At 46.1% G+C, this 9,478-nt stretch carries 18 protein-coding genes; 1 reads left to right on the top strand and 17 read right to left on the bottom strand.

Annotated elements, in window-relative coordinates:
• Positions 1-1,604: hypothetical protein (locus tag ENI34_01450; protein ID HEC77793.1), on the bottom strand; the 1,604-nt coding region annotated here is incomplete at its 3' end.
• A gap of 221 nt (positions 1,605-1,825) precedes the next feature.
• On the opposite strand from ENI34_01450, the gene recR reads away from it, so the two are divergent.
• Complete coding sequence (gene recR, locus ENI34_01445) at positions 1,826-2,413, top strand: recombination protein RecR (GenBank protein ID HEC77792.1); 588 nt, start codon at positions 1,826-1,828, stop codon at positions 2,411-2,413.
• Positions 2,414-2,526: 113 nt separating this feature from the next.
• Here recR and ENI34_01440 read toward each other — a convergent pair whose 3' ends face one another.
• The 16 genes from ENI34_01440 to tuf form a co-directional block, all read right to left on the bottom strand.
• A complete protein-coding gene (locus ENI34_01440) occupies positions 2,527-2,712 on the bottom strand; it encodes a type Z 30S ribosomal protein S14 (GenBank protein HEC77791.1) in 186 nt (61 codons plus the stop codon).
• Between the two features lie 12 nt (positions 2,713-2,724).
• Positions 2,725-3,270, bottom strand: coding sequence for a 50S ribosomal protein L5 (locus ENI34_01435; GenBank protein ID HEC77790.1), 546 nt, complete (start codon positions 3,268-3,270; stop codon positions 2,725-2,727).
• A gap of 19 nt (positions 3,271-3,289) precedes the next feature.
• The gene (locus ENI34_01430) at positions 3,290-3,643 is read right to left on the bottom strand and encodes a 50S ribosomal protein L24 (GenBank protein HEC77789.1); all 354 of its coding nucleotides are present in this window, start codon (positions 3,641-3,643) and stop codon (positions 3,290-3,292) included.
• 9 nt (positions 3,644-3,652) lie between these two features.
• Positions 3,653-4,021 (bottom strand): 50S ribosomal protein L14, encoded by a 369-nt coding sequence (locus tag ENI34_01425; GenBank protein HEC77788.1) that lies wholly within the window; start codon positions 4,019-4,021, stop codon positions 3,653-3,655.
• A complete protein-coding gene (locus tag ENI34_01420; GenBank protein ID HEC77787.1) occupies positions 4,021-4,251 on the bottom strand; it encodes a 30S ribosomal protein S17 in 231 nt (76 codons plus the stop codon). The genes ENI34_01425 and ENI34_01420 overlap by 1 nt, the downstream gene beginning before the upstream one ends.
• Before the next feature lie 4 nt (positions 4,252-4,255).
• Entirely contained in the window at positions 4,256-4,501 is a 246-nt protein-coding gene (locus ENI34_01415) for a 50S ribosomal protein L29 (GenBank protein HEC77786.1), read from the bottom strand.
• A complete protein-coding gene (locus ENI34_01410; protein HEC77785.1) occupies positions 4,488-4,919 on the bottom strand; it encodes a 50S ribosomal protein L16 in 432 nt (143 codons plus the stop codon). Before ENI34_01410 ends, ENI34_01415 begins: the two co-directional genes overlap by 14 nt.
• Positions 4,919-5,542, bottom strand: coding sequence for a 30S ribosomal protein S3 (locus tag ENI34_01405; GenBank protein HEC77784.1), 624 nt, complete (start codon positions 5,540-5,542; stop codon positions 4,919-4,921). Before ENI34_01405 ends, ENI34_01410 begins: the two co-directional genes overlap by 1 nt.
• Positions 5,542-5,907, bottom strand: a complete 366-nt coding sequence (locus tag ENI34_01400; GenBank protein HEC77783.1) for a 50S ribosomal protein L22 — start codon at positions 5,905-5,907, stop codon at positions 5,542-5,544. Before ENI34_01400 ends, ENI34_01405 begins: the two co-directional genes overlap by 1 nt.
• Positions 5,904-6,200 carry a 30S ribosomal protein S19 gene (locus ENI34_01395; GenBank protein HEC77782.1) on the bottom strand — a complete coding sequence of 99 codons (297 nt, stop codon included), beginning with the start codon at positions 6,198-6,200 and terminating at the stop codon, positions 5,904-5,906. Before ENI34_01395 ends, ENI34_01400 begins: the two co-directional genes overlap by 4 nt.
• A complete protein-coding gene (locus ENI34_01390) occupies positions 6,200-7,021 on the bottom strand; it encodes a 50S ribosomal protein L2 (protein HEC77781.1) in 822 nt (273 codons plus the stop codon). Before ENI34_01390 ends, ENI34_01395 begins: the two co-directional genes overlap by 1 nt.
• Positions 7,021-7,305, bottom strand: coding sequence for a 50S ribosomal protein L23 (locus tag ENI34_01385; GenBank protein ID HEC77780.1), 285 nt, complete (start codon positions 7,303-7,305; stop codon positions 7,021-7,023). Before ENI34_01385 ends, ENI34_01390 begins: the two co-directional genes overlap by 1 nt.
• Positions 7,287-7,919: a 50S ribosomal protein L4 gene (locus ENI34_01380; protein HEC77779.1), complete on the bottom strand. Its 633-nt coding sequence runs from the start codon at positions 7,917-7,919 to the stop codon at positions 7,287-7,289. The genes ENI34_01385 and ENI34_01380 overlap by 19 nt, the downstream gene beginning before the upstream one ends.
• Positions 7,919-8,533: a 50S ribosomal protein L3 gene (locus ENI34_01375; GenBank protein HEC77778.1), complete on the bottom strand. Its 615-nt coding sequence runs from the start codon at positions 8,531-8,533 to the stop codon at positions 7,919-7,921. The genes ENI34_01380 and ENI34_01375 overlap by 1 nt, the downstream gene beginning before the upstream one ends.
• A 1-nt stretch (position 8,534) precedes the next feature.
• Positions 8,535-8,840 (bottom strand): 30S ribosomal protein S10, encoded by a 306-nt coding sequence (locus tag ENI34_01370; protein ID HEC77777.1) that lies wholly within the window; start codon positions 8,838-8,840, stop codon positions 8,535-8,537.
• Positions 8,840-9,478: elongation factor Tu (gene tuf / locus ENI34_01365; GenBank protein HEC77776.1), on the bottom strand; the 639-nt coding region annotated here is incomplete at its 5' end. The genes tuf and ENI34_01370, both read right to left, overlap by 1 nt.

Genomic DNA, 9,478 nt, shown 5'->3' with positions numbered 1-9,478 from the left:
TCATCATTATTGGGTATATTCGCTGTACCCATATCTACTGCAGAATTGATAAGTGTGGCTTTAAGTAGATCATTAGTCGGGGTGAAGGCGTTGCCTGGTTCTGGTGAGCCGGTCGGATACCAACCATCCATATAATATTGCCTTACCAGAGCAGCCGCGCCGCATGCCGCCGGCGTCGCCATTGAGGTGCCGCACCAATCATCAGCCACCCATTCACAGGTCTGGGTCGGGGTTGTGCCGGAATTTAATGCCGAGTAGATTGCATTGGGGCCGGGATTCCATTGATCTGGACACTGGTCATTGGCATCGGTTCCAGAAATTGATACTGTAGGTTCGAGCCTTCCATCATCTGCAGGCCCGCGGGAGGAGAAACCTGCAATGTTGTTCTCGCCGGGGTTCTGACAGGAAGCGCCTACTGTTATATCATCTTTTGCCGTCGCCGGAGGATGAACAGTGCTGCTGCTTGGGCCGCTGTTACCTGCGGCGAATAATACGAGGAAGTATTTATTGTTATACATAAAGTTGTCGATGTCACGACTTTCCGTTGCATACTGGCTGCCGCTTGTATACCCCCAGGAGTTTGTCTGGGCGAATGCACCGTCGTTCATTGCATCCTGAAATCCCGTTGTAAGAGGACTCGGCGGGGTTAAGTTACCACCTCCATAACTTATATCCTGCATTACCATTCTCGCATTCTTCGCCATACCGTTGTATTCATCATAGGTCATCGTATAGTCATTACCACAGGCGGTTCCTGAAACATGGGTTCCATGGCCATGATCATCATATGCCTGTGCAGAACCATACAGATGATGTGCTTGAATCTTGCGGTGATCAGGACCGAATGGATCACCTTCTGGATCCCGGAAAAAACAAGAAAGATAATCGATCCCCGTGTCCATCACCGAAAGGATCTGTCCGTCGCCTCTAATACCGTGCGCCCAGAGTACCGTGTCGTTGCTCACATTTGTCTGAAGGACCCAGCGGGTCGTATTATTATACAGAGTGTATTCGGGCATTTCTTCAATCCACTTGATGCTTTTTATATGTGCGACTTCATTCAGTTTTTCCGGCGATATATCGAATATTATTCTTTTTATCCGATACTCTTCATGACAGGCGATTTTTTCAATCTGTGCTCCGAGGTCTTTCAACTGACTGATTACTTTATCAACATCGGCATCATAAAACAGACTTACCCGGAGGTTGAGCCACGGATCATTGGCGCGAGCCGGGTCTTTGTATTCCATCTTTCCGATATATGGGCTTATTTTGTATGCAGGATGATAATATCCTATCCATCTGACAAAAGGTAATTTTTCGAGTTTGTCGACCTCACTGTTTTTGAGTGAGACGATGAAGGTGAAATGGGGGATATAATCGTAGATAATGCCGCCGTGTTTGATGATTTCATTTTTCCAGACATTCTTTACCGGACCGGTGAACTGAATCAAATAGTAGTTGCTTAGGGCGTCAGGTTCTAATCGTAATTCTGTGGGAATCGTCGGTTCTGTCTCAAGGGGGTCGAATTTGTAATGGACGAAAGAGATCGGATGACTGAAACCAATCGTTAATATAACAAGGATACCAACCAGGATTTTCATTAAGCCTCCTTTTTTTGTATACCTATCATACCTGATAAGCGAGGTTCCTTAAGGGCTATTTCTTCACTTTTTAGCCAGGATTCCCTATCATCAGGAATCAGAACCTATCCGTATCACTATAGTATTATATATATTGATTATCCTTATGTCAAGGGTCAAGAATGCTGTTTCTGGGTTCCAGGATAACATTGACTTATTGAATAATATAGATAAAATAGGTTATGTCGCTGTTGACCGATTTGATCGAAAAACTTCAATGGCTGCCCGGCGTCGGCAGAAAGACCGCTCAGAGACTCGCTTTTTATCTTCAGAAGATGGATAAGGCGAAGGTCCAGGAATTGGCTGATGCAATCGTCCGTGCACGGACCAATCTCAAGGAGTGCTCGATCTGTCATAATCTCTCGGAACAGGATCCCTGCGAGATCTGCAGCGCTCCTTCCCGGGATTCACAATATATTTGTGTTGTGGAACAACCTTCTGATGTTATGGTTATTGAAAAGACGAGTGAATATCGGGGATTGTATCATGTCATCCACGGAGTCATTTCACCCATTGATAATGTCGGTCCCGACGACCTCAGAATAGAATCACTTGTTGAGCGGATAAAGACGCGGAAGGTTTCAGAGGTTATCATTGCTACAAACCCCACAACTGAGGGTGATGTTACCGCAATGTATATCGCCAGGATGGTTAAACCGCTGGGTGTGAAAGTGACGCGTATCGCCCGGGGGCTGCCTATGGGCAGTGATCTGGACCTCGCCGACATCACGACTCTGTCCAGGGCGCTTCAGGGACGAAGTGAGTTGTAGTATCCCGAAATCGGGATAAAGATCTTCCCACTATATATTTTATCAACCGGTTTTAAGATTGGAGTTTTGTGATTCGGTATCGGTCTTTTTTGAGATGCCCCGGGCAGAAGAGACTACCAGGTCGCTTTTCTTACGCCCGGGAGTTCACCTTTTAAGGCAAGTTCGCGCAGACAGATGCGGCAAAGACCGAATTTCCGGTAATAGCCGCGTGCCCTGCCGCAGCGGAAACAACGATTATACCTTCTTGTTGAAAATTTCGGTTTTTTCTTTGCTTTGTTGATCAAACATAACTTCGCCATAGCTCTCCTCGATTACTTTTTTCTCTCGAACGGCATGCCCAGGCCTTCAAGCAGTGCCAGAGCGTCTTCGTCCTTTTCCGCGGTGGTGACGATCGCGATGTCCATTCCGAAGACCTTTTTGACCTTGTCATATTCTATCTCCGGGAAGATGGTCTGTTCGGTCAATCCCAGATTATATGAGCCTCTTCCGTCGAATGAATTTCTTGAAAAACCACGGAAGTCTCTTATTCTCGGTGCGGCGAAATTCACGAATCTATCAAAGAATTCATACATACGCGCACCGCGCAGCGTGACTTTCAAACCTATGGTCATACCCTTTCTTATTTTAAAATTCGATATCGGCCGTTTTGCTTTCGTCGGCACAGGTCTTTGACCGAATATCTTCGCCATATCCGCTCTTATGATATCGATTATCTTGGGATCGTTCACCGCTTCACCGATACCGGCGTTGGCGACGATCTTCTTCAAGGCGGGAACCTGGTAGATATTCTTGTAGCCCAGTTCCTTCATCAAAGATTTTCTCAATTGTTCTTCGTAATATAATTTCAATCTTGGAATATATTCTTTCTTACTTTTCTTATTCAATTATCTCTCCACACTTTTTACAGAGTCTTACTCTTTTGTTTTCTATTTTATCCTTTTTGATCTTCGTCTTCTTTCCGCACTTGGAACAGATCAATACGAGATTCGAGATATGCAGGGGTCCGGGGACGCTGACGATTCCCGACGGTTTTGTCTGCGATCTCGCACGCTGGTGTTTTTTAACAAGATTTATGCCTTCAACAATCGCCTGCTGTTTTCCCGGAATTATTTCCAGAACCCGACCGCGTCTTCCTTTTTCTTCTCCACTGATGACTTCAACAAGGTCATCCTTCTTTATGTGAAATTTCGGTCTCTGTTCTTTTTTTGGCTGTTTCTTTTTTCTCACCATATTATTCCTTTACACCACTTCACTCGCCAACGACATTATTTTCGTAAATCCTTTTTCCCTTAATTCTCTCGCTACCGGCCCGAATACCCTTGTACCTTTGGGCTCTTTCTGTTCGGTGATCAGAACACACGCATTATCATCGAATCTCACATAGGAACCGTCGTTCCTTCGCTGCTCTTTACGTGTCCTTACGATAACCGCTTTTCCTTTGTCGCCTTTTTTTACCGGAGCGTTCGGCATAGCGTCTTTGATCGTCACATTGATGATATCTCCGATATAACCGTATCTTCTTTTCGAACCTCCGGCGACTCTGATGCACATCGCTATTCGGGCACCGGTATTGTCACATACCTTTAATCTTGAGTATATCTGAATCATTACAACCTCCTTATCACGCGCCAGCACTTGAGTTTTGAAAGGGGTCTTGTTTCTTCGATCATAACCTTTTCACCGGTTTTATATTCGTTCTTTTCGTCATGTGCATAGACCTTGGTGCTCTTTTTTATATATTTTTTATATAGCGGGTGCTTTACATAATGAGTTATCTTCACGACCACGGTCTTTTCAGGTTTGTCGCTGACTATTATACCTATCTTTCTTTTTCGCATATCATTATCCTTTCTTCTTGGATTTCACCTTTGTTTTCTTCGGTTCAAGCAGTTTCCTTATACCGAGTTCATCTTCCCTGAGAACGGTTTTTATCCGGGCGATGTCCCGCCGCAGGGTGCGCAGTCGAAGAGGATTGGGCAGTTCTTGAGCACCCCGTCTGAATTTCAGATTAAAAATTTCTTTATAAAGACCATCCAGCAGGTCTTTTAATTCTTCTCTCGATTTTTCCCTGAGTTCAAAAACCTTCATATTTCATTCCCGGTTCTCGTTTTAAAAATCTTGTTTTCATCGGCAGCTTGTTCGCCGCCAGACGAAGAAGTCGACGTGCCTCACTTTCACTCATTCCTTCCAGCTCAAAGATGATTCTTCCCGGTTTTACGACACTCACCCAGTATTCCGGGGCACCTTTTCCTTTTCCCATTCTGGTTTCCGCCGGTTTTTTCGTGATCGGCTTGTCCGGAAATATTCGGATCCACATCTTACCGCCTTTTTTCATCGAGTGGGAGATCGCTACGCGCGATGCTTCGAGCTGCCGCGCCGTAACCCATGACGGCTCAAGCGCGACCAGGCCGTAGTCACCGAACGCAATGGTATTTCCCCTTGTGGCTTTTCCTTTCAAGCGTCCTCTTTGTTGTTTCCTGAATTTCGTTTTCTTGGGTTCGAGCATTACCGCACCACTCCTTTATAGATCCAGACTTTGACTCCGACCGTTCCGTAGATTGTAAATGCCGTGGTACAGGCATAATCGATGTCCGCATTCAGTGTCTGCAGGGGAACCCTGCCTTCACGATACCATTCTGTTCGTGCTATTTCCGCTCCTCCAAGCCTTCCCGCACAGGAAACTTTGATTCCTTTCGCACCGATCTTCATTGCTGAAATCACCGCCCTCTTCATCGCCCTGCGGTGGGATATTCGCTGGGTGATCTGGCGGGCGATATTCTGGGACACCAGGAAGGCGTCCAGTTCAGGCATTCTTACTTCTTCAATATTTATCGTGATATCTTTGTCAATCAAACTCTTTATTTCCGCACGTAATTTTTTGATTTCCTCACCGCCTTTACCGATAACTTTACCGGGTTGTGCCGTATGGATTGAGATGATGACACGGTTTGATAATCTTCTGATGATAATATCGGAGACCATTGCTTCGGAAAGGCGTTGATAGAGATAGCGGCGTATATTATGGTCTTCGGCAATGAGGGTGCGGTAATTATGTTCATCAAACCATTTTGATTTCCAATCTTTTGTGATTCCCAATCTAAAGCCTATGGGGTGCGTTTTTTGTCCCATTACTTTTCCTCGCTTTCAAGTGGTTTATATGAATCAACGATCAGGGTGATATGGCATGTCCTTCGTCTGATCATATCCGCTGTACCGCGAAACCCTGCACGCCAGCGTTTCATCATCGGACCCTCGTCCGCTTTTGCCTCTTTGATATACAGGTCACTGTCGTCGACCCGAACAGATCCGACCTTCACTTTTAGGTTGGCGACCGCGGAGTCCAGGGTTTTCAATACGGGGATTCTGGATCGTGAATGATTGAATTTCAAGAGTGCCCTTGCTTCCACAACACCTTTTCCTCTGATAATATCAAGCATTCTCTTCACTTTTCTGGGAGAAATTCGTTCATAACGCTTAACTGCTTTTGCAATCATTTTTCAAACTCTCTCTGTTTCTTTTCTTCTTTTCTTGTGCCTGAATGCTGACGGAATGTGCGTGTAGGAGCGAACTCTCCAAGTTTATGGCCCACCATTCTTTCGGTGATATAGACGGGGATGAAGCGATTTCCATTATGGACAGCGATCGTAAAACCGACGAATTCAGGAGGAATCATTGATCTTCTTGCATAGGTCTTTATTATCTTTTTTTCTCCTGAATCGATCAGTTGGGTTATTTTTTTCATCAGTTTGGCGTCAATATAAGGACCTTTTTTCAATGATCTCGCCATTATTTTCTCCTTTTTAGAATGAATTTATCTGAAGCCTTATGTGCCTTCCGTGTTTTTTTACCTTTGGTAAGCCAGCCCCACGGCGATACCGGCTGTCTTCCGCCATGGGATTTTCCTTCTCCGCCGCCTAAGGGATGATCAATAGGATTCATCGCCACACCTCTTACATGGGGTCTTATTCCCTGGTGCCTTGTTCTACCCGCCTTACCCATTGAAACACTGGAATGGAGTGCATTGGAGACCTTTCCGATCGTCGCGCGACAACCCAGGTCAATGAGTCTTATCTCACCGGATGGTAATTTTATATGGCCGTATCGTCCTTCTTTTGCCAGTAGCTGGCAGGAGAGACCGGCGCTTCGTACAAGCTCAGCACCTTTATTGGGCGATAGCTCGATATTGTGGATTTCGACCCCAAGAGGAATGGAGCGCATAGGAAGACAATTCCCTATTTTTATGGGGACGTCTTCACCCGAAATCACCGAATCCCCGACTGACAGTCCTTCAGGACAGATGATATATCGTTTTTCTCCATCCGCATAAGCAAGCAGGGCGAGAAGGGCGCTCCGATTCGGATCATACTCGATCGCCTGAACCACTGCGGATATATTGTCTTTGTCCCGCCGGAAATCCACCATCCTTATAATCTTGTGGTGTCCACCTCCGCGATGGCGTGCAGTTATTCTTCCCAGGTTATTTCTGCCGCCAGAATTCTTTTTGGAAAATATCAACGACTTTTCCGGCTCTTTTTTGGTTATGTCCGGTTTATTCACCGTATAATATCTTCGTGCCGGGGTTGTTGGTCGATATTTTTTGATTCCCATTATACTCCTTCTGCTATTTCGATTGTTTGTCCTTGTTTGAGTGTAACAGATGCTTTTTTGTAACCGGAGACATATCCTTCAGAGCGTCCCAATCTTCTCGGTTTACCGGGAAGATTCGCGGTCTTCACGTCTATCACCTGCACACCAAACAGCTTTTCGACTGCTTCCTTTATCTGTGCTTTGTTCGCTTTCTTCGACACGACGAATTGATAGATGTTCATCTCCCTCAGACGACTCGCCTTTTCTGTGATGAGTGCTTTTTTTATTATTTTTTCGTAGCGCATCTCTTCTCCAATTCCTGCAGGGCGTTTTTTGTCATCAAGAGATAATCCGCAGAAAGGATATCCAGACAGTTGATTTCATTGACCCTCTTAAGAGTGAGATTGGGGATGTTGCGGCATGCCAGTTTCAGATTGTTATCGATCTTTTCAGTGCTGAGCAGGGTTTTGGCTTGTTCCAGGTTGAACTTCTTTAAAATTCCGGCGATCTCCTTCGTCTTCGGTGAATCGACCGTGAGCTCGGTGATTATTTTTATTCTTTCTTCTTTCGCCTTGGCGCTGAGTGACGAAAGGAGCGCTTTGAATTTCTTCTTTTTCGGTATATTGACTCGGTAATCACGCGGTTTCGGTCCAAAGGTCACTCCTCCGCCCCTCCAGATGGGTGAGCGGATTGAACCGTGCCGCGCCCAGCCGATGCCTTTCTGGCGATAAGGTTTTTTGCCGCCGCCTCTGACTTCTGCTCTGCTTTTTGTACACGCCGTGCCTTTGCGCTGATTTTTCAAAAGTGCAGTAACATTCTCCCACAGTAAAACCTTGTTTATCTGCTGGTTGAATATATCATCCGCCAGTTTTACGACACCGACTTCTTTACCTTCTCTGTCAAACAATTTTGTTTCCATTATTCCTCTTTCAATAGTAAAAGATAACTGTTTCTTGCACCGGGTACCGCGCCTTTTATGTAGAGCATATTCTTTTCCTTATCCACTTTCACGACCTCAAGATTTTTTATGGTGACCCTTTCATTTCCATACCTGCCGGGCATTGTTTTATTTTTCCATATTCTTCCAGGCGAAGAGCCGGGCCCGGCTGAGCCAATTCTCCGATGGGACATGGAACCGTGGGAAGCCGGTCCGCCGTGCCAGCCCCATCGTTTAACACCTCCTGCAAAGCCGCGTCCCTTGGTCCAGCCTGTGACCGAAATTTTATCGCCGTCTTTGAATATCGAAACATCTATCCGTTCACCGACCTTATATTTTTCAGGATTGTTCACCCTGATTTCAAAGAGGCGTTTGACCGATTTCAACCCCGCCTTTTTGAGATGGCCTTCAAGCGGTTTGTTGATGTTCTTCTTTTCACCGAAACCGAGCTGGATCGCTTTGTATCCGTCACTCTTTTCATCCTTGACCTGTACGATAGGGCAGGGGCCGGCTTCGATCATGCTGACCGGAACAACAACGCCGTCTTCTTTGAACACCTGGGACATACCTATTTTTTTACCGATGAGTCCGACCATGTTACATCGCCTTCACTTCAATATATACACCCGCTGGAATCTCCAGTTTATTGAGTGCGTCGATTATATCAGAGGTGACGTCGTTCAACTCGATGAGCCGTTTGTGAACGCGCAGTTCAAACTGTTCGCGTGATTTTTTATCGACATGCGGTGAACGGAGCACTGTGTATAGAGAACGTTCAGTGGGAATCGGAATGGGACCTGAAATATTCACACCGAAGCGCTTGGCGGTCTCCACAATCGCCTTTACTGATTGGTCGAGTATGCGGTGATCGTATGATTTTAATCTGATTCTTAATTTATTCATTATTCTATTATCTTTGTGACGACGCCGGCGCCGACGGTCTTGCCGCCTTCACGAATCGCAAACCGCAGACCCTGCTCAATCGCAACCGGCGTAATCAACTCAACCTCTAAATTCGCATTGTCCCCAGGCATCACCATCTCAACACCTTCAGGCAACTTCACCACACCCGTCACATCAGTCGTCCGCACATAAAACTGCGGCCGATAACCATTGAAAAACGGCGTATGACGACCACCCTCCTCCTTCTTCAATACGTAAACCTCGGCATTGAAACGCTTGTGCGGATTGATACTGTCCGGCCGCGCCACCACCATACCACGCTCAACCTCATCCTTGCCAACACCACGCAATAATATCCCGATGTTATCTCCAGCAACACCCTCATCCAATATCTTCCGAAACATCTCCAATGACGTCGCCACCGTCTTGAACCGCTTGCCAAAACCAACAATCTCCACCTCCTCACCCGGCTTCAAACGACCACGCTCCACTCGACCCGTCACCACCGTACCACGACCCGTAATCGAAAAAATATCCTCAATCGCCAACAAAAACGGCTTGTCCACATCCCGCTGCGGCGTCGGAATATAACTGTCAATCGCATCCAATAACTTCCAAATACACTCATACGCCGGATC

Source organism: candidate division WOR-3 bacterium, from assembly GCA_011052815.1.
Classification (GTDB): domain Bacteria; phylum Hydrothermota; class Tepidihabitantia; order SM23-42; family SM23-42; genus DRIG01.
This window is presented reverse-complemented; position numbering and strand designations above follow the sequence as displayed.